Origin of the sequence: Methylocystis rosea SV97, assembly GCF_000372845.1 — a bacterium.
GTDB lineage: Bacteria > Pseudomonadota > Alphaproteobacteria > Rhizobiales > Beijerinckiaceae > Methylocystis > Methylocystis rosea.
On record NZ_KB889963.1, the window covers coordinates 1 to 22,704 of the forward strand.

Genomic DNA, 22,704 nt, shown 5'->3' on the forward strand with positions numbered 1-22,704 from the left:
GATCGAAGCTGAGATCCTCCCCGAGGACAAGAGCAAAGTCGTTAGTCGTTTGCGCGAAGCGGGTCGAATCGTCGCGATGGCGGGGGACGGCGTAAATGACGCCCCTGCCTTGGCCGCCGCCGATGTGGGCATAGCCATGGGAACTGGGACCGATGTTGCGATCGAGAGCGCTGGCGTGACTTTGTTGAAGGGCGATCTTGGGGGCATCGTGCGTGGCCGACGCCTTTCCCAAGCGACGATGCGCAACATTCGTGAGAATCTGTTCTTCGCGTTTATCTACAACGCCGCTGGCGTGCCCATCGCGGCCGGCGCGCTCTATCCGGCCTTCGGGATCCTCTTGTCGCCGACGATCGCCGCGGCGGCGATGGCGCTGTCATCACTCAGCGTCGTCGTCAATTCCCTGCGACTAAGGCGAGCCGAACTGGACCCCGAAAGAAAAATTGAGATGCCGCCGTTCTCCTAATAGTCAAGAGGTTGCGATGATGCTCGTATGATGGCGCAAAATCGTCCCAGTGAACATTTCACTTCGTGAAATGCTGCGTTACCTGCATGAACCGTCTGCTCTTCTCGCGAGAGCGCCGACTGGCGAGCGACTGTGTTTGCACTGGGGTCCGACAGGGTTAGGCGTAGGCCAGCAATCCGTGGCCGCCTCTCCTCCGGGGCGGCTACCATCGATGCGCCCGCCAATATCATTAGGGTATACCCTCACGCGACGTAACATCCGTAATCGATAGACATGTCACTTCGGGGTTGACGGCGACTATTAGTGACACTGTAGGGTCGGGCTTAACACCCTGAGGTGACACCCTATGGCTCGAATTGGCTACGCCCGCGTCAGCACCATTGATCAAGACCTCGACACCCAGCAGGCTAAGCTGAAAGCAGAAGGCTGCGGCGTCATTCGCTCGGAAAAGGTTTCAGGCGGAAGTCGCGTCGGCCGAAGTGAGCTGGCGACCATCATAGAGTTTCTCCGGCCGGGAGATGAGCTAATGGTGACGCGCCTTGATCGACTCGGTCGCGATACCCGAGATGTTCTCAACATCGTTCACGAGTGCGACCAACGAGAAGCTTTCGTGACCGTGCTCGATCCTCACGTCACAACGCGAGGCGAAACCGGTCGAATTGTTATGACCGTTCTCGGCATGGTGGCGCAATTGGAGCGGCGGTTCATCAAGGAGCGTCAGCGCGAAGGCATCGATCGGGCGAAAGCTGAGGGCATGTATCGCGGAGGCAAACGTCGGATTGACCGGAAGCAACTGTTCGCGATGGCTGATGCCGGGCACGGGGTTGCCGCTATTGCAAAGTCGTTGGGATGCTCGCGTATGCAAGTTTATCGTGTTCTTGCCAACGAATGCGAGGAGCAAGGCGCCAGCCTTTAAGCCTGACCCGCTCGTAGAGCCACGTCGCACCACTTCAGTGGAGAGATATCGATGGCCGATCCTACCTCGCCGGTGTTCTATGACTGCGAGGCTTCAAGTCTTGACGGCTTTGTGATCGAAGTCGGCTGGGCATACGTTCGGCCCGATGACGGTCAGATTATTGCTGCCTCGCACTTCGTTCGTCCGCTAGCTGAGTGGCAGATCGAAACAGTCTGGGACGAGAACGCGGAAGCACTGCACGGGATTTCACTTGCAGAGATTTCTACGCGAGGCATTCCTGTACGCGATATTGCCAACGCCATGAACGGCGGGCTCGCCGGACGAGAGCTTTATTCCGATAGCCCGTTTGATGAGGCTTGGCTCAGTCAGATATTTGAGGGAGCTGGGATCGAGCCTTCATTCTGTGTACGCCAAACCAGCGCCGACGCTTTACTTGAGAAAACGGTTACAGATCGAAAATTCGATATAGCGCGATACCGTATGGCCTTGGATGAGGCCGAGCAAAGTCGCCGCCACCGCGCCGAGGCAGACGCCCGCATCTGGGCGCAGCTATGGCTAATGATCACTAAAAATGCGCCATGACGCCGCAAGTCACAACCCACATTTGATCCATGCTTGCCTTGGAACAGTTGCAGCAGTGCTCGGCTAAACAAACCCGTCTCCGCAGTGCACGCCGACATAGTGGTCAGATTGCTCTTTTATTACAGGAGACGTCTTCGGCCACACTGCGGCAAGCAAATTCCGCATCGTTCTTCAAGATGCTAATCTCCACTCGGTCTTTAAGCAAAGGCTCGTCGTCGTCGACTGCGCGCACCAGCTCGAGCATTATGTCTCCAATGCCAGCAGATACTCGTGGGCTTATTTCGCAGATAAAGCTCTTCGCCAACTCAAGCAACTGCAGGATGTTTAGCCTGGCGGGCGTAGGGGCATTCGTGTCCGTCACTTTGCGTCTCCGGAGAAGGAAGGTCTGATCTGGCGAATGTTTGGCGAGGCTTTAGCGCGATCCGAATTTCGGGGGGAACGATCGTGACGCGTGGGGTCGGCGTGGGCGCCGGCACCTCGCTTGTGACCGTCATCTCGAATGCCGCGGCGAATTCCAGCGCGAGCAATTGGAGCTCCAGCATCGCGACGCCCATGCCGACGCACACCCGCGGTCCAACGCCGAACGGAGTCCACGCGGGATTTCGCAGATGGTCGCGATCGAGCCTAAAAGTTTCGGGTTCGGTCCAGAACCGAGGATCCCGATGCATGTGCCAAGGGCTGACGAGGAGCGACGTGCCTGCTGGCAGGCGTTGTCCGGCGATCGTCGCAGGTTTCTTGACCTCTCGCGAGAGCCAGTAAGCAGGCGGATAAAGCCGGAGGACTTCGCGCGCGGCAGCCGTCGCGATTGGCGTTCTTGCCAGCAGCTGGGGATTGATTTCCCCGCTTTCGTCAGAAATCGAGGCAGCCTCGTGGGCGATCGCATCGCGTAGCGCGGGATCGATAGAGAGAAAATAGAGAAGCCACGCCATCGCGGTTCCGCTGGTATGGTGACCCGCGAGGAACAGAAGCAGGATTTCGTCGTTCAGTTCTTTTTCGGAGAGCTGCAACTCTTCGAGCGCTCGAATGAGCGAGTCTCTTTTTGCATTGCGTCGCGCGCGCTCGACCACGAAGTGCATCATGGACGTGCCTTCCGCGAGCTTGCGTTTTTTGCGCGCTCGAACCCAAGGCAGGTCCGGAAGAATCTGAAAGATGCCGGCCGCGAGGTCGTCTTCGATCAAATTCACCGCTTCCACCATCAGGGCTTCATCGCCTGGGGCCAGCGCGTCGGGACCAAAGAGCAAGAGACTAATAATGCGCAGGGCAAGCGGCGCCGTCGCCCGATGCGCATCGAAATCCGGCTCGGTCGCAAGCGCCGCGGCGTAGCGACGTAGGAGAGCGGAAATGCTGGGTGCAATGCTCGTCGCCAGGCCGCGCGCCAACTGTGCGTGCATCGCGGCGCGACGCTCCCTGTGCCGCGGTCCGCTGAGCGTGAACGAACTATCGCCCATGATCTCGCGTAGCTTGTAGATCAGCCTGCCTTTGTCGATCTCCTCTTCGGGCGCTGAAAAAATCGGCTTCGTCAGCTCGGGGTCGGTAACAAGGTAGACGGGCGCAAAGCCCATATTCAGACGACGCAAAGGCTCGCATGACGTGCGGCCCATCTCAGTGAAGAAAGACAGTGTGTCACGCCGAAAGGGCGAAAGGTCCGAGAACCAATGTCTCATCGATAATCTCCACGTTCTGAAGGCTTTGAGCGAGTTTTTCCAGAAGTTCAGCAGGCTGCGAGGCGATTGGAATTTCCCCAAGGACCGCAAAAATGGGTTTCTGAAAGCGATCTGTTCCGACTTGTTTCGACTCGCCGTAGCGCCGCGTCACGATGCCGAGCCGCCTCATTAATCTCTCGTGCTGCATGTCGGCCACGGCGATCAGGCATCGTGCCGAACGCGCCTGCGCGAACGCCACGAGCAGCGCGTAAAGTTGAACGCCAGCGTCCGAGCGATTTGGCGCCGCCGCAAACCGAGAGATCTCCCAAGCGTCACTGGCCTTAGGCAAAGGCTGATTGTCGGAGAGATGCGAAAACACCTCTGCGCTCAGGTAAGGTCGATCGCACCGCTGTGCTCGAAATGATCCGATCAAACGTTTGTCTTGCCATAGGCCGCACAATATTGCGCCACAGGCGTCATAGTCGTCCCTCTCTTCCTCACCGCTTACCCGCAATTTCCAGCCCTTGTTTTCGACGAAAATTCTTTTGCGAAATCGCCGAATCTCAGCTGCTCGCGCCTCAGATGCTTGATCCTCGAAGAAAATAGCTGTGCTATCGTTCGAAACATTCGCCATCGCCAGCCCCCCAGCTGCTGGGCTGACGATGGCGCAGATCGAGCTTCAGTCCCCATTCTCAAAAATGGGTAGTTTTAAATGGCGACGTCCCTCGACGAGGTAATTGCGAAAATAGAGTCTGCATCGACCGTCGAAGAGCTTACCGCTGTTCTTCAATGGGTTGCCGAAGCCTGCGGATTTGCGTCCTATGCCTTTGTCGACATTTCCCTGGCAGGCGATCAGGCGCCCCTGGTCGTGACCACGAACCGCCGGGATTGGGACCAGACATACCGTCAGGAGAACTTCATCGAGGTAGACCCTGCGATTGGCGTGGCGCGTCGGTCTAACATTCCTTTCAGTTGGTCTTCGTTGCCGCTGCCGGAGCGCAAGGGGCGACGCATTCCTGGCCCGCTCAAAACCCTATTCGCTGCCAAGGATCACGGATTCACAGAGGGAGTCGTCATTCCCTTCCACTATGTCGATCACCTCGGCCGACCCTATTCCAGCGTCTGCACATTCTTTTGGACCGATCCGCTGAGCGGCTTTGTCAACAGCTTCAAGGTCAATCGCAATTGGCTGCATCTTGTCCTAATCTATTGGGCTCAGCGGACAATCGATCTCGTGGCGAAAACCCAGCAGCTGCCTCATCGTTTTCTCGACAGCGACGGCCAGCCTTTGGCGGCGGTTTCCCTCACCGATCGTGAGCGGGATGTCCTCTCATGGGCAGCGCGGGGAAAAACTGCGTCAGAGACAGCGGACATCATCAATGTCGCGGAAAGCACCGTTGTCGTTCATCTCAAGCACGCGATGGCCAAATTGGGAGCTGCGACCAAGACGGAGGCTTGCGTGCGCGCCGTCTACCTTGGTCTGATCAATGTTTGACTTGCTCCATCGCCGTCGATGGGCGCAGAGCAGAAAGATACAGGAATCGCGCGAAACGCGCGTCCTGGACGCGCAGCCACTCGTCGAATTTGGCCCGGACCATCGAGGAGTCTTTAGGCCACCTCCTTGCGAGGTCCTCTCTGATGAATTCGACGCCGGCGCGGGCGTCTTCCCAACTCAGTTGATTCCTCGAAAGCAATAACTCCGTCAGCTGAATCGTATTGGTGACGACTGCTTCCGCAGAGTGCTGTTTCATGAGCAACACCTAGGAATTGAAGAGCGACCCCATGAAGGCGTTCGTAGCGACGGCCCTCAGCCATTGCCAGCCCACAACCAGTAGCTCAAGGGAACAAAACGGCAGGACCTTGACATTGGAATGGGAGACAAAGGGCAATTGTGCGTTGATGTGGTGAAATCTCGAAGAGTTCGAGGCGGCAAGTTAAGCTCTCATTTATCATTAATTTTTTGCACAGCTTTCATGGAGGGGACGGCCGGTAGACGACCGAATTTCGCCCAGCAGATTCACACTTGGTTTGCGTCCCTCGCCTTGCAATCGGGCGAACCTTCTTGACCCCTTTCCTAACATGTTCTTTCTTCGTTCGCATGTCGAGCGCGCGCCGTATTCCCCAAAACACCGCCGAATATGCGCGCTGGCTTGCGGGCGAGATCTCGCGCCGATATCGGCCGACCTGGTTTGAGCCGGACACTGCTATGTTTCTTGCGATGGCTCTGGAAGGCTACGCTAATTGGCTCGACCAAAAGGAGGCGAAGGCGCTCAATTTCACGGTGACGGCGATCGACGACCTCGGGACGTCACGGGTGGTCGCAGCCGCCGAGAATGTCGAGGTCGCATGGGCCGCTTACAGCGCCGCAATCCCAAAACACACGCGCGGCTGTCTGGTGCTCCACCAGAATGAATCATTGCTCAGCATCCCTCGAGAGTCGCCTAACGGAGCGGAGACGATCGGCTGCAGTATGAGGATGGGCTGCGTCTGCTTCTGACCCAAAGCGGACTCGTCAACGCCGATAGCGTTGCAGGTTCAATCCTGCAGTCGCGGTGCCGATGCTAAGCACAGTCCTTGCTCGCCCACTGCTTCCGTTGAGGTCAGGAGATCGAGATAGCTAGTTTCGCCGAGTGAAGCGAGGTAGCTGATTGTCTCCTGCGCCCGCCGCACCGATTCAGTCGTCCCATGCTCAAGACTTTCTGAGAGAATCGTACGGATTGAGACTCGGTTCAAATAGGTCCATGGCTCGCGATAAGGGGTCTTCAGCATTGAGGAGAGCACTTCTAAAGCCTGTTCCGGCCTAGACGAAGCGATTTTACCGAGCCACTCAACGACGCTGTAGCCCGAGTTCGGCGAGAAGCCTGCCTTCAGCAGGCGAAGTAACTGCTCAATGAGCCAGTTTGATTCAATGCCCTCTTGGCCAAACCATCGGCCGATCGCGCCCAGCTCCAGGCGGAAGGTATCTTTGTCACTGGTCGATTCGGCAGCTGAAAGGCGCGCATCCCAATAGCCCATCGCGCGAGCGCGCATATCATCCGGCAACCGAGCAGGCGGCAACTGCAATTGTCGCCCCAGAAACGTCATGGCGTGCTGGCGGGCCCGCGGCGCATCGGTTCGCCAAAACGCTTCAATAATGCCGTATGGTAATTGCTGAGTGATAAAGAGCAAGACCAAGTACTCCCCGAGGCGGTTCTCGCGCACATCTTGATCATCATCCACATTGTCCTGGCCAAGGCGACTGATTTCGTCGGCGTAGCTTTGCTCAAGCTGCGACATCAGCTCGCCCGCCGGGCCAGCGTCGTTGAGGAGATGACCCGACCAAGCCGCGCGCCGCAACTCGTTGTCGTCCGACGGAAATAGCGCGCTCATGTGCGGTTTGAGCCAATCCTCGCCGAAGTAGAAGAGCCGACGTAGGTAACGCCCCAGGATAGCTCGCGGAATGCGCCCGCTCGCGGATGTGTCGTCGAGTTCCGCTTCGAGCAATGATCGGATGTCAGCGAAATGCTGAAGCGCAGTGCGCGGAGCGGTGGCGATAGGCGAATCTGCCTGTTTGCCCGCCCAATAGAAAAATAGCACGCAAAGCTCGACGGCAGAGCCTCGCAAGGTCTGTTCAGCCGCAAAATAAGGAAAGCGTTGAAAGTCTTCCTCGAAATTCGGGGTCTCAGCCAAGCGAGGCGCGAGGCGGAGAAGTTTTGCGATCGCTGCACGAATTCGCGCTGCACAATCGTATGATGGGCCGGTCTCGCCCTGGCGAAGACCCGCCTTCAAGAGGTTTGCCGCCGTCGAAGCGGCCCACTGCCAATTGCGATCGTCTCCTTCCACGAGCAGCGACCCGTTTACCGACGCCGCCAGCCGATCGATCGTGGCCTCGATCAAACTCAGAATTGAATGCCATTCGAATTTTTGCTGTTTTCGAGCGGCGCTTTCAAAGCCTTCGAGCACCCGTCGAACGAAAACCGAACGGAGGCGGTTAAACTGACCAGCGGATTCGGCGAACCTCGCCGGCTCTTGCTCGATTGCATCCCGAAGCTGCTGGCCAAGAGCCGCGATAGTTTGCTTGACGGGCTCTTGCTGCGGCTGCCACGATTCCAGAAAGGCGACCATTTCTGAAACTGGACGGCTCGCAAAATCCGCCTCGGTTAACGGGCTAGTCTCGGGCGGGAACAACTGTCCCCGCCATGCGTCGGGGTCGCCGTACTCACTCACAATGTTGTCGAACACCTCTCGCCGCGCCGCAGGTAAAGCGTCGCGCCACTTCCATGTGGCGTCCCGAATGATTGAGGCGTCGAACTCCCGCTCATTCTCCGCCGTGGGAGGAGTTCTGTGATACTCTTCAAACCGCTGCCGCCACCCGGCGCGGCGCTGATCCGGAATAGCGTCGATCGTAGCGAAGATGTGCTCCTGATCGGTCTGTTTGATAGACCGAAACCAAGCTAACGCCAGCTCGGCATATTCGTCCTCACACCAGGATTCGCCGATGAACGCCGGGTTCTGGAGAAGGGCTGCCGCAAGGTCAGGAGCAGAGGCAGGCTCCTTTGAAAGCACATGCAGCGCAATTCGCTTGAATATTCGCAGGTGATATTCGAGCAGACACGAGACAATGCCGAGGGTTTGGCCCGGCGCGTTCTGAATGGCCGTAGCAGCGGCGTCGCGTACGGCAATGATCAGCCCGTCGTACACGCTATAGTTCGCCATTTGGCTTTTGGCGATAGGATGCGGTGTGTGGTCCGTAAAGTCCGCCGTGGGCTCGCCGCCAAACTTCCGCTTTATTGTCGCGGCGCGTACCAGCAATTCGGAAAAGAAGCGAACCGCGGCTATGCCGTCCAATTTGGCGAGTTCGGCAACGCCTTGGCGCAGATAGTGCTCATACATATGCTGCGCGTGCAGCGTTGCTAGGCTCCCATCGTCATCGAAGAGCTGGAAAATGGCGTGAGCCATTCGAAATGACGCCGTGGTTTGCCCGCTCGTCGCAAGCGATTTTACCAAGCGCATCGGCGTTTCGAGCACCATGTCGCGCAAATCAAGATCGAGCCATCCGACCGCTATATCGATGACAGCAGCGGCTTCATCTCCTGGTAGGGCCGCGACGATCTCTAACCCTTGTTGTCGCACGTCTGGATGTTTGGATGAAGCTATCCTCCAGAGGGCGTCTGTCACGAGCCGCCGGGCGCTCGTGTCCTCTGATTTCGCCATTCGAAGGAGGTAATTGCCGACGGGCCATTGGCGGAAGCCCGTGCCCCGCCCGCTTTCGCCGCTTTCCGCGATCGGCTCTCCGATGAGGTTGCTGTCGAGAAGCGGCATAAGCCAGCGCGGCGAATCAATTGTTTGGAAAAAATGCCACTGAAGCGGCATCGCCCCGGGGATTTCTCGCTCAAACTGTTTAATGGCATGAGCTGCGTCGTGCATGGTAGCGAGTTCTGTTACACGGCGCATGAGAGCGCTGTATCGTCCTTGGAGCGCGATTGCGACGCTCCGAATAACAAGATCGAACGGCTGCTGGAACTGCGCCCGAAATTCATCATCAACTTCGAGCGTTCGATGAAACGATCGCTCATGCGCTCGGCCGAAAATACCGCACAGCGTCACCCATGCGCTTGCGATGTCGCCGTCGGGTGCAAACCCTAGCCGCTGGGCTATCATCCTGATTTGATCCGCGTGGTTTAGACGGGGCTTAAGCGCTTTAAGGGCACGTTGAACTGTCGCTTCCTCCAAGGGGACGGCGCGCAATGCCGCAGCTGCCTTATTGAAGTTCTCCTGGTCCCTTTCGGCCGGAATCGCTTTTGCGTCCATCGGCACTTCCAGCGCCTGACGAAGCATGGATTCAAGTTCGCGCAGCACGTGTGCTGCAACTGGCCTTGAAACGTGAAGCTCCGTCGCTCCCGCCGCGAGCAGAGAAAAATCCACGTACCGATCGGCAATGACCTTACCGAATAGCCGCTCCAATAGGGCTGCTGTGTCTTGTTGCTCGGGAGTCAGCGCAAAGCTATCGACCGGCTCTGCCATGAGAGGGCCTCCTAAGCGGCCATTGTTTATTCCGAAGTCGATGTTTGCCGCAAGACAGCGGTGATTTGAACGCCCCGCGCCGATTCGGGCGGAGCCCAGTCGTAGACGGCAGGCGACTGCGTCGCGCAGAGAGCGCTCGTGTAGCGACTTTCCAAACTCTAAATTGCCCCATGCAGCGCACGGCCGCGAAAGGTGGATCAAATAGTTCGGCGGATCACAGCCGAGCGACCGCTCATGGCGCGACGCGGCCATGGCAATTGGCTAGTCCGCGTCGCCCGTTGCCTCAGAGTTCTACTTGCTCTGAAATGCTAAGAGCATCGTCGACCTCGATTCCGAGATAGCGCACCGTGCTCTCCAGCTTAGTGTGACCCAACAGGAGTTGGACGGCACGCAAATTTCCCGTCTTTTTGTAAATTTGAGCAGCCTTCGTCCTGCGCATGGAGTGCGTTCCGTAGGCCGAGCTATCGAGCCCTGCGCTCGCCACCCACTTCTTCACAATGCGAGCATACTGCCGAGTCGAAATATGAGGATGTTTCGCAGATCGGCTGGGGAAAACATATCCGCTGTTGGTTACTCCACGCCGATCCAGCCATTCCTGGACTGATAATCGCGTTTGCTCGGTCAGCTCGAATTGCACAGAACGGCCAGTTTTCTTCTGAATCACGACCGCACGATCGCGAACTCTGCCGCCCACGCAAACGTCATTCACTTGCAAGCGCACGAGATCGCATCCTCTCAGCTTGCTGTCGAAAGCGAGATTGAACATTGCGAGATCGCGCTTGCGGCTTTCAATCTGTAGACGGACCCGAATGGTCCAGACATCCTTTGGCCGCAGCGGGCGCTTTTGGCCCAGTAGGCACCCTTTGTTCCACGGGCGAGTGATGCGGTTGGTATCGGATGAGGAAGGTAGTAGCATGCACGCCTCCATCAGCGCCGACCCAACCCACCTCAGCGCCCGCAAAGCAGGGCACGAAATAGATTAGATCCCCCGCCGCCCGCGAGGACAAAATCTGACCCGTAGCGGACGATCCGGTAGGCGCAAATCCACAGTGCGTAGTTATCAAATCGGACGTTTGACCACGGTTCCACTTAAGGCGCGATTTCGATAGAGTGTATGTGGCTTGACATAATCACGCCGACTCCCATGGAATGATGAGACCGATTTTATGGTCGATGAATCAACCAGCTTTTACTCGAGCCTACCGGTCATTTCCTCTTTCTCTGTCGCCGCGCGTCCAGAAAACCATGTTCCGCTCCCAGATGGCTGGGTTGTCGGATTTGCAGATGTCGTCGGCTCGACAAACGCGATCGAGCAAGGGAGGTATAAGGCGGTTAATATGGTGGGGGCTGGCGTCATTTCTGCCATCACAAATGCCATTGAACGCCGCCCGTTCCCCTTTGTGTTTGGCGGCGACGGCGCAAGCTTCGCGGTCGACCCTAATGACGCAGACGCTGCATCGCAGGCGCTTCAAGCGATGGCGGCTCATTCAGAGACTGAATTCAATCTTGAACTGCGCGTCGCAATGTTGCCAGTTTCGTCGATCCGTGCCGCTGGTGCCGACGTTTGCGTCGTTCGATACGAAGCCGGACCTGATTGCGTCTACGCAATGTTTTCGGGTGGAGGCCTAGGTTGGTTTGCAGATCAGGTCAAAGCTGGGAACCATCTTCTGGATTCCGCATCTAATGGAGCCGTGCCAGACCTGTCCGGGCTTAGCTGTCGCTGGGGCCTCGCCCCAGCCAAGCATGGCATTATTCTGTCTGCAATGATCGCTCCACGTGGGTCGGATCCGCGTTTCTCTGCCTTGATGGAAGAGATCATCGCCCTTATCGCGACACTAGAGAACTCGGGAAACCCCGTGACATTGAACGCGTTGGTGCCCGGTCCGGCCGCGCAGGCAATCAAACTTGAGGCAGCGGCGAAGACCGCGACCGGCGACTGGCGTTGGATGGCGTGGATAAAATCAACCCTACTTTACACGATTAGTTACCTCGCCTTCCAATTTCGACCGAAGGCTGGAGGTCGCGATATGGATGTCTACATGGAGAGCATGATTACGAACGCAGACTTTCGCAAGTTTGACGATGCTTTGTACCTGACCCTCGACTGCTCGCCTGCGTTCGCCGAGGAGTTGGATCGGCGCCTTGAAACAGCCGCTGAGTTCGCCCGATATGGAACGTTCATACAACGATATGCACTTTTGACGTGCTTCTTGCTTTCCAATGAGAATATCGGCCGTCCTTTAAGGGGGAAAACCAACAGCCTTGCTCACATCCACTTTATCGATGGTGCCAGTGGCGGATACACCATGGCGTCGAAGGCTATGAAAAATCGATCATGGGAGTAAGCGATCAGAACCCAAGCAACGAGCGGCTTTCGAAAGAGTCCCCTTCTGGCGCTAAGCGGACTCCGATGCGGCTCGACAAGCGTTGGATCGGAGTTCTGACGCTGGATCAATTAAAGCGCGATGAAACAATCTGCTCCTGCGCGGCGGGCGTTCTATGGTGGATGACCTCGATCCGCGTCGTCGGCGGATGTTGTATCGCGGTCGAAGGTTACCGGCTGGCCGGATTATATCGGTAAGGCGCTGGAGCTGCGGCCGCACATGATCGCGAAAATCACTGAGCAGGGCGAGTCGTCGTGGCGTCCTTGACGCACTTCTTCGTGAAGCTGGTTCGGGCCGCTCCTGCTAGCTTCTTTTCGACAGCAGCTGCGTCGCACGCACTCGTCGCTGCATCCCTCTCGCACTTTTTCATGAAACTGTTCAACGCTGCGCCATGCAGCTTCTTTTCAGTCGCTTTGGCGGCACAGTCTGGGTTGGATGGAGCCTGGGCGTAAACGCCTGCGGAACCCAAAACGCCAGCGATGAAGACTGAAGTAGCAAAAAGCTTTTTTAGCATGTCGCCCTCCTCGAAAAATGCCCCTGCAGTATGGGGGAGAGACGGAGAGAGCGATAGCCGGAAAATCCTGCGCCATGGCGAGACGGTGGCGCGCTCCGGCAGCCGCACTTCGTCTGAGGTTTCCGCGCGCTGGGAACTGATCTAATAGCTTCTCATGGGCTGGCGAGGGCAACACAACCGGGACGAAGATGCTGAACGCGAGTGGCGCAAGCTGCCCTTCCGCGACCGCTATGACTGGCCGAGCCTCGCGCTGTTCGCGATTTTCGTGGGCGCTTTCGTCTACGCGCTTTGGCGCGGTGGATAGGCGGTCCGTATCTGGGGCTGAGCTGAATCTCAGACACCAAAGCTTTTTAGGCTTCGATCAATCACCTCAGTCATTGGCGCGCCCGGGTGGTGCAAGCAATGAGGAAGCGGCTAGCTATCCTAGAATTGCTGGATCCCGACCGAAAAGTTCTTTCCGTCGTCAGCGACGTCGAGGATGTAACTGACAGGCCACGGTCTGCCTTTGCTGTCTACCGCGTGCGCAGTGCAAGCATGCCGATTGCCAACACTCCATGTCGTGCTAACGGCGGTCAAGTATGGCTTTCCATCCGGAGAGGGGGGAAGGTGTTGCTTTTTGCCTTGTAGAAGATCGAGCGTGTTGCCGCCGCTCGCAAGCAGGTCGAGCGTTTCCTGGGGCATACCCGGCTGGTTTCCAATGCCCTTATTGACCATATTGAGCAATCCGCCCACCTTTCCTAAGACCAGGTCCTTGACCTCTGGCGCATCGCAGCCAACGCGAGTTCCGCCCATAGTACTGCCTCCGATAACTGCCACCAGAATCGCGAGCCCGAAACCGATAAGCAGCCATTTCTGAGGGGCGCTGGTGGCGAGCCTGCGAGGCTCGTTAGGCGCGCTGCTGACAGCGTTGGCGTTCGAGCGTGGGCCAGAAACGGGCGCTGCGCCGTAGCGATTTGGCCCCTTGGTGCCGGGCAAGCATGCAAGCGCGAACAGAAATAGCCCGCCAACGCCGGTAAGAAGAACCAGCAGCCACCATCCCGACCAGCCACCATCATGCAGACGCCGAGCCAGCACTGCGAGCTGCGGCATTAGGTGCGCGACAAACACCAGTCCGAGAAACAGGCCTCCGTGAGGATTCGTCGTACCTAACAGCGAATCCAGGAACGCCGCCGCGAATGCGAACAGGCCCAGCGTCAACACAAAGAACCAATAGTCCCTTCGCGAAGCGCGCCCGCTGAAAACGGCGTAGTTGCGCATCGCGTCCAAATAGGCATCGAACATCGAATGCTCCTGCTGAATTTTGGGGTCGAGGAAAGGATTGAGGCGCGGAGGGGCTGCTATTGAATGCGCTCCTTCGGCGATCACAGCATGTGGCGAAACAGCGTTCGACGAAGAGCAAGTTCTGACAGCCCCATTCCTATCCTCCCCCAAGACCCCTCCTCGAAACACACGTGGGTCATGTTGCCTTCCGCGGTCGCCACCGGCGAAGCGCCAGCGGCTGTCCTTCTTAATACAGGTATTTTAATGCCTGGATTAATGGTGTGCAAGTGGTGCGCTTCGTCGTTCATGAAAGCTCGCCAGTTGGTTGGTTGGAATCTACGACGCCTTCGGGTTGCAAAAGGTCTCTCTCAAGAGGCTCTGGGCCTTATGGCCGGATGCGAGCCATCCTACGTTGGACGTATCGAACGTGGTCGAGAGAACACCACAATAGAAACCCTAGAGAATTTGGCTCATACACTCGGCATACAGCTGGCCGATTTTTTCGTAGCGCCAGAGCCAGGTGACAGGAAACCGTCTCCACTAAGGGCGGGCCGCAAGCCAAGGAAGGCGAAGTAGGCGATATACTGCGTCGGTCGGCACGGACCAGCGCAAGAATATTCCAGACAGCCAGATGGCGAGCGTCGGCTTCGGTTTGGCGGCGACGGTGAGGCGCGCATGCCGCGCTTCGAATCCGAGAACTGGATGCCGAACCGGTTGGTTGCAGCCCGGGCATTCGCCATCGCCTCAGATCGTTCCGTTCGGGGGCAGCAGGCCGACCTGAGAAAATCGCCGCGCGAAAACCGGCTCTTCCGGCCAGCTGCGCCATCTGAGCTTCATCAGATCTTCGAGAATTTCGATGACTTCGGACTCGTACCAGCCCTGGTCAGGGCCGGCCGTGGCGAGCACGACGCTGCCGACCCGAATGTCGGCCCAGCCGGCCGGCTGGGGCGGGGTGGCGGGTTTGGCGACCCCGGCGACCCCGGCCGGGGCCACCGCGCCTGCGTCGGCCTTTGGCGAGTCAGCCGAGGCCGCACAGGCCGATGGCGCGGTTTTGGCCAGCACCCCAGCGGCGGCGACGATCGCCTCATACAGCCCCGCCCGCACGAAAGGCACGAAGGCCCGGCCGCTGGCGAACACCCGCCCCTTGGGCAGCTTGGCGGCGAGCGCCTTTTGCGCGTCGGTCGCGAGGCGCAGCGCCGCCATGCCCATCAGGCCTGCGGCCTTTTCGGCGAGTTCGGCCTCGTGGGCGGGAAAAGCCGAGGCGTGCGGCCTTTTGGTGTCATCGAGCCCAAAAACGATGAGGGTCGGGGCTTCCCTCGCCTCTCTTTCGATTTGCTTTTTGCCGGTCATGCCTGCCCTCCAGAAGTGACAAAAGGTCCTGAGGCCCTTGGTCGATTGATCGGGGCGGCGTCGCTGCCGAGCGCGCACGAAACCCCGTTGGGGGTAGTATACAGGATTATATTCCTATTGTCAAGACCTAGTTTTGCCTCTTCAAAAAAGGGGAAAATCGCTCCTTTAGAGGAGACGGTCTGGGATCGGCGCTTCAGACCCTCTGCGGCTTCAGAGGAACGCGGTCACACGCCGAGAACGCCGGGCAATTGCCGTTCGCGCATCTTCGACGATCATCGATGGTGTTGCCGTTGCAGATGTTCCATCCCCAGGCGGCGCAGAATCCCCATAGGGCGTGCTGGACGAAGCGCGGGAAGGTTGCAGGGTTTGCCGAATTAAACTCCCGAGCATCGATCCGCTCGGCAAGGCCTGAGACGATCGCCGCGCATCCATGTGACGCATAGCATCCGGCGCCATAGGCGTGCTCCGCTCCCAACCTTCGCAAGATTCCAGTGCGATGCAGAAAATTATGGATGAGCGTATCGATGGCGATCATGTTCGCGCCGACCGTCACCCATCGCTCGCGTTGCGGATCGGCGGCGAGCAAAAGGTCGGCAAGCATCATGTTCCAGAGTTTGGGGCCGACGCCGTCGACGTGACGAAGAGGATCCAGCAGCGCAGCGCCCATGGCCCCTACCCGGCCGGTAATGCCTAATCCTGGGTCTGCAGCTTCCAGCCGCGCATCCATCCAGCCGACGAAATCACCGTCGCAAATGTCACGGATAAATAGAAACAGGCTGTAAGCCGCAACATTCAGGGAGCCCTTCCGCAGCGGATGTTTCGGCAACGGGCAAAATGGTTGAAGGCCTGGTTCGGCACATGTCCCCTCGCCTTTTCGATACCGGCAAGCCTCAAAACGCCAGTAGCACCGCAGCCGGGGGCAAATTGGCGGGGTGTGCAATGCTGACTCGATCTCGGCGTAGCAAACGCCGCCGTGACGCGCGTCAAACCTAAGAGCGATCGCGTCGCTAATTCCCTGCAATGAGATCGAGGCCATCAGCCAGTCAAAGATCGCGGCGCTATCCCGTCGCCTCACCGCGTCCTGAATCTGCGCTTCCGAAAGACGAGCTGCGATCGCATTGAGATAGTCTCGTGGCGCGAGCAGTAGGGCTGTGCGCGTGATGCGGATAGTGAAGTCCCATGTAGCATGCTCGACATCATTGGCCATCTCGCCCCGCTCGTTTGACGAGCCAAACGATACGCCAAGGCGAATAGGAGACGTCAAATCACCTTTAGCGATCAGCGTCGGTGGGTGGATCGCGCGTTTGCGCGACCCACCCAATTGTCGATCGAAAGCTACTGAATCTTAGAAATAGCCCGTAGAAGTTGCTCTTCGTGTACGACGAGGAAGCGCGGCTTTGCTGTTCGTTTTCCACCTACACTCAATTCGACTCGCAATTGAGTCGTTACTGGTCCTCCATCGCTCGCTGGGAGCAATTTCATTTTAAGGAGCCAGGATACGAAGGCTCGCGCCGAAGCCTCTCCGAATTGAATCTCTAGCGCCTCCTTTCTGAAGCCTATGACACGCGTGCCGTCCAAGACTGTCCTAACTCCAAAGAGCACTCTCGACGCATCAACCACAACTCTCCCTTCGCTAGAAGGTTCGTGAAGGCCATCGCCGCTTTGGAGTCGATTGGCGACATCCTTAAGAACTTTGCGAAGATCCCGTGAGGAGCTCGTTCGAAAACGTTTCGAACGAATGTGGAGCGTTTTAACCGCATCGTACACGGGCACTTCCCCAAATGGCAGCAATTTCGCTTCAACTGCGATTTTCCCTGCGGCATAGATGAGGGCAAACTTCCGCGCTACTCGCTCTTCAATGCCAGGACTTGCCTGCGCGCGGTCGAGGTAAAAACGTGACCAATATCGCAGCCGGACCGTTCGATCTTTCTCCAGCAAGTAATTGATCCACGCCGGTAGAAACGAGCCGTATGCCCCAAGCAGATTCCTTTCCAATTTGTTGACGTACTCCGAGGATTCATTCACCGAGTCCTTTGCCAGGCGGTCGAATATCCCCCCGCCGCCAATAGACGGCACGGGGATATCGATGAAACGCACGGCGTCTTGAGCATCCCATCCTCGTGAGGACGGAACCATTTCAGCTCCCTTTGAGTTACTGGTGCTCAAAACGATGGTGCTCCACCGTTCGTCGGGAAGACTGTCCTGCACCACCGAAGAACGAGCAGTGGAAGTTCCTTCCGGCAGCATATGGATGATGCGTTCAATCAGCAGAGCGCGCTCGCGAACGGGAGCCTTTTCGGCGCCATTTAGCACGAACAGAAGATCATTGTGCTGAGCGGCTGCCTCTTCCAATGCCCTGTTCTTTAAGTCCCAGCCGCGGATAGAATCTGGGGATGCTATCGCGGACATCGCCGCGCGTGCGACGGTCGTTTTTCCGACGCTGCTTTCACCGACAAGATTGAAAACTGCAAGTTCTGGTAGGTTTGCGAAGCGTGCGAGCGGAGCGGCGGCAGCGCAGCACAAGCCGAAAGTGAGATAGTTTGAGTGCTTCGCAAAAGATGCCACCTCATCCTGCCAAGCCTCCAACGTTCCGCACATCCTTCCCAACCCGCTGCTTGATCGCGCGCTCCATCGAAAAGGTGCACTCTTCGGTATGGTGAAGTGCGGCGTCACGAACACGGATGGCGAATGCTCGCTGTCGGCAGAACGCCACTTCCAACCGGGCTTTGCAGCTTTGACGCAAAAGCCCGCCGGAGCCGAAGCGATGACGCGCTCAATGAATTGAATCGCGGTTCTGGGCAGTTCGGGGAGAGCTGTAGTGAATCCGCGCAATTCGCGGTACATTTGACTCACCGTGTAGCTGTTGGGAATCTCGTGCCGACTCTCACCGCCCTCGCCATCAGGAAATCGGAATTCAATCGATAGCAAGCCTTTTGCTTCATCACGAAGGCGTATCGCCGACCACCCCTTTAGAGGGATCGCCGTTGTTGAAGTCGGAATCGAGTGGACCGGCCTTTTCGCAGGCGCCTTTAGAGCAAGCCTTGGCCTGGCGACCGCAGTTGCGGCCTTTGAGCCAACACTTCCCTTGATATTCTTCGGAGAGGCTTGGCGCTGAACCTTCTTGATTAGTTTGCTGGTTCGGGATGATTTGCCGTTCATGACGTTTCTCGCATTTGGAAATGGAAGGAGAGGTGAGGCGGTGAGGCAAGGCGGTTCTGCCTCAATGCCTCACCCGGCGTTGATCAAAACGATGGTCGGCCGCCTATGGCGCTAACGCTGTGTAGCCATACGTTTTCGGCCAATGTCATGAGTTGATGAGGCACATGTGCGCGACGATTTCAGCTGCCGACTGCTTGCGCCGAGATTGATCGATATGATGCGGTCGAGAGCGCTGTATCTGCCCAACCACATCAGAGATTCAACCTGTTGTTCGCGCTTCAGCCAGTGCTTCGTCGGGTAGGCCTTTCCGCTACTCGTCGCGTAGCGAACTGTGCGGGTTGGCCTCGGTTTGAAGACGTAGCTAATCTGACGGCTTCGATCCCGAACAGTCACCCCACGCACTGGGATAGGAGCCTGCGCTCCGGACTCAAGAGTGGCTTTAAGCGCACGCGTTAGACCCTCAGAGCCTTCCACGGGCGTAACCATGTGAATGTGTGGAGACCACTCTTCCTTACCGGTACGACGATCGATGGAGTGACAAAGGTCTATGAACCCAAGCGCCTTTAGATCTCTGAATCCGGCGGTGCTCAACCATTCGCGCGTTAGAATTCGAATGGATTTGAAGCTGATGGAGTCAAGGGCGCCTAGAGGGCGCTGAAACGCCGGTGAAATGAGCGCGAAAGACTTTAGCGGCGTCGGTTCGGGCCACAACCTGTCGACGCGCTCGACGAGGAAACGCTTTGCGGCTGTCCCACACATAAGACACGCCGCCGAACCGCAGCGATGACCCGGATCGCAGTTCTCAAGAATATCGGCGAGAGATTCTCTGCCTTCTTCGTCTCCAAAGGAAGAGGTGCGGAGGGCGTCGACGCATTCGAGGACGTGCTCCTTTAGTTCGGCCGCAGTCGGCTCACCCCGCGAGCCTGTTCCGGCGTAGTGTTTCTCATCGAGTGTGTTGTTGAACATGGTGCTTCTCACTTGGTTGGAGTTTGCGCATAGCTTCGCCGTCGACCATTTTTCAGATCGCTGACAGAGCTATGGCTTCAGTTTTGGAGGCTTAGGTGATCATTCGTCGCAGCGCGCGACTGGTAACGTTCGGTCGATTGGACGCGCCTCAAGCACTTGGTCTGAATTGCACCCGGAATTCGATATCGACGCGACGAGTTCGCGGATACCGTTAACGTCCCACGCGCACGAACGCGGACCGATTTTGACTGGCTTAGGGAAGCGTCCCGAACGAACGCCGGCCCACCACGTTGATCGGCTCACCGGTATCGGCCCGCGAGGCGATATTACTTGCTTTAACCGCACGAAACCGAATGCGGGCAGTTCATCCTTAGACATCTGCTACCTCCTGTTCGACGAGGACTACGGGGCGGCGCAATACTCTGCCACGAGCGGCGGCGTTGTGCTGCTGCGTGGCGGCGCAAAACCCGGCGACCTTTTTACCGACCTCGGTTTTGGAACGAGAGACAGTTCTCGGCCGACTAGGTCCTTCCAAGAGTGACCTATCGCGCCGATCGCCGAGCCGCGCAGCCGTGATGGAGCGCGTCGCCGCCAGCGATCCGGACGACATCGGCCGATGCATCGAGGAATTCGCAGGCGAGATCGGCCGACTTGGTCTCGAAGAGGGTCCGCTGGCACCCGGCATTTCGGCGGACTAGCCGAACGCGGTCTGCCCGTCATTTGCATCGAGGTCCGCCAAATGAAGGCCTTCGCAAAGGCTTCGCCTATCAAGACGGATAGGCGTGACGCACAATCGACTGCGCAAGCGATGCGCACAGGCCTTCAAGATCGCCCATGTCAAAACTAACTAGAGCCAGCGCATCAGACTGCTCTTGCGTCACCGCCAGGCGATGGTCCGACGCAACAAGGATCTCATCAACACCGTGCGCGGCACGCTGAAGGCTTTCGGCATTCGCACCGGAGTCGGAAAGAACACACTGTTCGCAAGGCGCGTCCGTGAGGCGATCGATGACAAGAAGATCCTGGCCATGACGGAGTCGCTGCTCGCCGCCTACGAGGACGGCCTGCGGACGCTGGCGAAGCTCGGCGAGAGGGTGCCTGCTATCGTGAAGAAAAATATAATTTGTCGCCGCCTCATGACCGTTACCGCTGTGAGGCCTGTGGTCGCACTCACATTCCCCACCGGCGTCGATGTCGCTCATCGCTTCGACAAATCCAGGCTCGTGGCGGCCGTGTTCGGTCTCACGGCCAGGGCGCACGCTTCCGGCGAAGTCGAGCAGGTCGGGCGGACCACGAAATGCGACTACGCCATGGTCCGTGCGCTACTCTACGAAGCCGCCCACGTCATGATGACGCGCTGCCGCACAGCTACGTTAACCCCCCGTCGTCTTGCGGCACGTACCGTGTGATCGCGTCAATGACGCCCTGAGGGAAGGTTCGCGGTTCTTCAGTGAATGGGACGACTGGAACGTCCAGGAGTTCATAGATGTAGCCGCATTTAACGAGTTTTGCTGCAATATGGTTGTAGTGACTAAATAGCTCTCGGAGCAGTGTTCGATCTTGGGCGCTCTGATACAGTTGCTTTCCAAAGTCGTATCCAAGAGAGAAATCTGGGAAAATGCAGTCATACCCGTCTTTCATCAGATATATAAAAATCGCACTATCCTTGAATTTTGACCATATGGCCTTCGTTCTTGTGGGAGCGAATTTGATACCGCCGGTCTGGCACAAAATGCTTCTTGCCATGGTGTTGCCGCCGCGACTTTTGGAGTCGTATTCGCCCTGAGAAAAAATATAAGAAAAGCTGATTATTTGTTCAACGACGTGGCTTTGTTCTACGGCTTTTCTTAGCTCTGCTGATACAACTACACGATCAAGATCGAAATATGCTAGGCGTGGCCTAGCTTCATTACTAGTATAATAATCGACTATCTTTAGAATCCGCCTCTCAAGCGAACGCCGCGACTCTGGATTTTTAGTTGCAGTACGTTTCGAGTTCAGCGTTCGGAGCAAGGTTACAAGCGTTCGTGTGCGCCCGGCTTTATACAACCAACGGTGCTTCGGTCCGTATATCCAGCACTGAAACTCCATTAACTTCAGCGCGGCCATATCAACATCGGTGCTTTCGCTGGTCAGGATTTCAGCGGTCGTTGCTAGGTCAAACATTGATCACTCGCCAGTAATTGCGACCAACTTTCCATAAGGTCACGACGTCTGTCGAACAAATCGGTCCGACGATAAGCCGCTTCAACCTTGTTGCTAACCGTGTGGGCAAGCGCCATTTCGCATATTTCGCGCGAGTAGCTCGTGCGTTCGGCAGCCCAGTCCCTAAATGAAGACCGAAAGCCGTGAACTGTAAACGGCACGTCCATCCTCCGGAGCATCATATTGAAGACCATGTTCGACATCGGACGAGCGATCGTTCTCCCCGGAAAAATAAATTCGCTTCCTGCGCTCAGCAACCTGGCTCTTTCCAGGATATCAAGACATCGACTGCTTAGTGGCACTCTATGGGCTCTCCCCGCTTTCATTCGATCAGCCGGTATCGTCCAGACATGTCCAGGTTTGTCGATCTCCCGCCATTTCGCGCCCAGCACCTCGCCGGTGCGGGCTGCGGTGAGGATAAGGAACTCGATCGCCAAGCGCGTAATTTCGCCCTGGTCGGCTGCGCCTTGAAGTCGCGCAACAAAGGCGGGAACTTCGGCGAAAGGCATCGCAGCGTGATGCTCATTCCGATCACGTTGCTTCGGCAGCCCCTTGGCGACTCCTTCGACGGGGTTGTCGCCCGTCCGATATCCGGCCGCCTTGGCCCAGCTCAATACGGTGCCGATTCTCTGACGAACGCGGCGCGCTGTCTCAGGCTTCGATAGCCAGATCGGGGAGAGGACACGTAGGACGTGGGGACTGTCGACTTCGTTGATCGGCATGTCGCCGATGGATGGAAAAGCATATTGCCGCAGCGTGTTCATCCACTGCGATGCGTGCTTCGAGTTCTTCCAGCTCGGAAAGTGCTCATCAAAGACCCGCCCGGCAGCCTCACTAAAGGTCGGCGGTTTGGCCTCCACTCTTCGCTTCTCGGCAAGGGGATCGCCGCCTTCACGAGCGCGCTTCCGGTAGCTGAGCGCCTTTTCCCGCGCCTCGGCCAGCGAAACGAGGCTGGTTCCCCCAAGACCAATGTCGCGTCTGCGGCCCTGCACGACCGTTCGCAACATCCACCTCTTGGCGCCGGATGGATCGACGACCAGATAAAGGCCATTGCCATCGGCGTATCGTCCCGGCTCCCTGAGAGATCGAATCTTAAGCGCGGAGAGAGCTTTTTCCGGATGCTTTCCTTGCTTCGGCATGCCTCCGCCTAACTCAGATACCCCACATTTTAGCCCATATCCTATTCCGGCTTCAATAGGACCGCAACAAACTTGCCTGGACGACGATAAAGCACGTACAATCAATTGATTCAGATGCTT

The 22,704-nt window shown here is 57.5% G+C and carries 22 protein-coding genes; 9 read left to right on the forward strand and 13 right to left on the reverse strand.

All coding sequences use genetic code 11. The features are described from left to right. The 3 genes from A3OO_RS20845 to A3OO_RS22475 all read left to right on the forward strand — a co-directional run. A partial coding sequence (locus A3OO_RS20845) for an HAD-IC family P-type ATPase (protein ID WP_018405774.1) occupies positions 1-463 on the forward strand: 463 nt, incomplete at its 5' end. A 346-nt stretch (positions 464-809) separates the two neighbouring features. Then, the gene (locus A3OO_RS0100010; protein WP_018405775.1) at positions 810-1,379 is read left to right on the forward strand and encodes a recombinase family protein; all 570 of its coding nucleotides are present in this window, start codon (positions 810-812) and stop codon (positions 1,377-1,379) included. A 51-nt stretch (positions 1,380-1,430) separates the two neighbouring features. Next, positions 1,431-1,961: a 3'-5' exonuclease gene (locus A3OO_RS22475; RefSeq protein ID WP_018405776.1), complete on the forward strand. Its 531-nt coding sequence runs from the start codon at positions 1,431-1,433 to the stop codon at positions 1,959-1,961. Between the two features lie 305 nt (positions 1,962-2,266). On the opposite strand, the gene A3OO_RS0100025 is transcribed toward A3OO_RS22475, so the two are convergent. Both A3OO_RS0100025 and A3OO_RS20855 read right to left on the reverse strand, forming a co-directional pair. Continuing rightward, positions 2,267-3,625, reverse strand: a complete 1,359-nt coding sequence (locus tag A3OO_RS0100025) for a cytochrome P450 (RefSeq protein WP_083909717.1) — start codon at positions 3,623-3,625, stop codon at positions 2,267-2,269. Beyond that, positions 3,585-4,238, reverse strand: coding sequence for an acyl-homoserine-lactone synthase (locus A3OO_RS20855; protein ID WP_018405779.1), 654 nt, complete (start codon positions 4,236-4,238; stop codon positions 3,585-3,587). The genes A3OO_RS0100025 and A3OO_RS20855 overlap by 41 nt, the downstream gene beginning before the upstream one ends. 78 nt (positions 4,239-4,316) lie before the next feature. Between A3OO_RS20855 and A3OO_RS0100035 the strand changes: the two genes are divergently transcribed. Beyond that, positions 4,317-5,099: an autoinducer binding domain-containing protein gene (locus A3OO_RS0100035; RefSeq protein ID WP_018405780.1), complete on the forward strand. Its 783-nt coding sequence runs from the start codon at positions 4,317-4,319 to the stop codon at positions 5,097-5,099. Here the strand turns inward: A3OO_RS0100035 and A3OO_RS0100040 are convergent. Continuing rightward, complete coding sequence (locus A3OO_RS0100040) at positions 5,089-5,355, reverse strand: hypothetical protein (RefSeq protein WP_018405781.1); 267 nt, start codon at positions 5,353-5,355, stop codon at positions 5,089-5,091. The two genes, A3OO_RS0100035 and A3OO_RS0100040, sit on opposite strands and share 11 nt — an antisense overlap. A gap of 455 nt (positions 5,356-5,810) precedes the next feature. On the opposite strand from A3OO_RS0100040, the gene A3OO_RS0100045 reads away from it, so the two are divergent. Further along, complete coding sequence (locus A3OO_RS0100045) at positions 5,811-6,101, forward strand: hypothetical protein (protein WP_156824707.1); 291 nt, start codon at positions 5,811-5,813, stop codon at positions 6,099-6,101. A gap of 38 nt (positions 6,102-6,139) precedes the next feature. On the opposite strand, the gene A3OO_RS0100050 is transcribed toward A3OO_RS0100045, so the two are convergent. Together A3OO_RS0100050 and A3OO_RS20860 are read right to left on the reverse strand one after the other, a co-directional pair. After that, positions 6,140-9,607: a hypothetical protein gene (locus A3OO_RS0100050; protein ID WP_018405783.1), complete on the reverse strand. Its 3,468-nt coding sequence runs from the start codon at positions 9,605-9,607 to the stop codon at positions 6,140-6,142. A gap of 283 nt (positions 9,608-9,890) precedes the next feature. Next, a complete protein-coding gene (locus tag A3OO_RS20860; protein WP_051080365.1) occupies positions 9,891-10,523 on the reverse strand; it encodes a tyrosine-type recombinase/integrase in 633 nt (210 codons plus the stop codon). Between the two features lie 250 nt (positions 10,524-10,773). On the opposite strand from A3OO_RS20860, the gene A3OO_RS0100065 reads away from it, so the two are divergent. Then, positions 10,774-11,952: a DUF3095 domain-containing protein gene (locus A3OO_RS0100065; protein ID WP_026222536.1), complete on the forward strand. Its 1,179-nt coding sequence runs from the start codon at positions 10,774-10,776 to the stop codon at positions 11,950-11,952. A gap of 271 nt (positions 11,953-12,223) precedes the next feature. Here the strand turns inward: A3OO_RS0100065 and A3OO_RS0100075 are convergent, their stop codons facing one another. Beyond that, positions 12,224-12,505 carry a PsiF family protein gene (locus A3OO_RS0100075; RefSeq protein ID WP_040573494.1) on the reverse strand — a complete coding sequence of 94 codons (282 nt, stop codon included), beginning with the start codon at positions 12,503-12,505 and terminating at the stop codon, positions 12,224-12,226. Positions 12,506-12,928: 423 nt separating this feature from the next. Then, positions 12,929-13,786: a DUF805 domain-containing protein gene (locus A3OO_RS22480; protein ID WP_156824708.1), complete on the reverse strand. Its 858-nt coding sequence runs from the start codon at positions 13,784-13,786 to the stop codon at positions 12,929-12,931. A gap of 285 nt (positions 13,787-14,071) precedes the next feature. Here A3OO_RS22480 and A3OO_RS22775 point away from each other — a divergent pair, with 285 nt between their 5' ends. Then, on the forward strand, positions 14,072-14,341 hold the full coding sequence (locus A3OO_RS22775; RefSeq protein WP_026222538.1) for a helix-turn-helix domain-containing protein: 270 nt from the start codon (positions 14,072-14,074) through the stop codon (positions 14,339-14,341). Between the two features lie 168 nt (positions 14,342-14,509). On the opposite strand, the gene A3OO_RS20870 is transcribed toward A3OO_RS22775, so the two are convergent. From A3OO_RS20870 to A3OO_RS22785, 4 genes are all read right to left on the reverse strand, one after another. Next, positions 14,510-15,115, reverse strand: coding sequence for a hypothetical protein (locus tag A3OO_RS20870; RefSeq protein ID WP_018405791.1), 606 nt, complete (start codon positions 15,113-15,115; stop codon positions 14,510-14,512). A 193-nt stretch (positions 15,116-15,308) separates the two neighbouring features. Then, positions 15,309-16,322, reverse strand: a complete 1,014-nt coding sequence (locus tag A3OO_RS23905; protein ID WP_018405792.1) for a hypothetical protein — start codon at positions 16,320-16,322, stop codon at positions 15,309-15,311. A gap of 128 nt (positions 16,323-16,450) precedes the next feature. Then, on the reverse strand, positions 16,451-18,274 hold the full coding sequence (locus A3OO_RS0100105; protein ID WP_083909718.1) for a DUF927 domain-containing protein: 1,824 nt from the start codon (positions 18,272-18,274) through the stop codon (positions 16,451-16,453). 1,065 nt (positions 18,275-19,339) lie between these two features. Then, positions 19,340-19,618, reverse strand: coding sequence for a helix-turn-helix transcriptional regulator (locus tag A3OO_RS22785; protein ID WP_083909719.1), 279 nt, complete (start codon positions 19,616-19,618; stop codon positions 19,340-19,342). A 194-nt stretch (positions 19,619-19,812) separates the two neighbouring features. On the opposite strand from A3OO_RS22785, the gene A3OO_RS24495 reads away from it, so the two are divergent. After that, on the forward strand, positions 19,813-19,938 hold the full coding sequence (locus A3OO_RS24495) for a hypothetical protein (RefSeq protein ID WP_280642567.1): 126 nt from the start codon (positions 19,813-19,815) through the stop codon (positions 19,936-19,938). 174 nt (positions 19,939-20,112) lie between these two features. Continuing rightward, entirely contained in the window at positions 20,113-20,649 is a 537-nt protein-coding gene (locus A3OO_RS22485) for a transposase (RefSeq protein WP_198008726.1), read from the forward strand. On the opposite strand, the gene A3OO_RS0100130 is transcribed toward A3OO_RS22485, so the two are convergent. Beyond that, positions 20,609-21,406: a hypothetical protein gene (locus A3OO_RS0100130; protein WP_018405798.1), complete on the reverse strand. Its 798-nt coding sequence runs from the start codon at positions 21,404-21,406 to the stop codon at positions 20,609-20,611. The two genes, A3OO_RS22485 and A3OO_RS0100130, sit on opposite strands and share 41 nt — an antisense overlap. Continuing rightward, complete coding sequence (locus A3OO_RS0100135) at positions 21,394-22,584, reverse strand: tyrosine-type recombinase/integrase (protein WP_040573339.1); 1,191 nt, start codon at positions 22,582-22,584, stop codon at positions 21,394-21,396. The genes A3OO_RS0100130 and A3OO_RS0100135 overlap by 13 nt, the downstream gene beginning before the upstream one ends. Between the last annotated feature and the right edge of the window lie 120 nt (positions 22,585-22,704).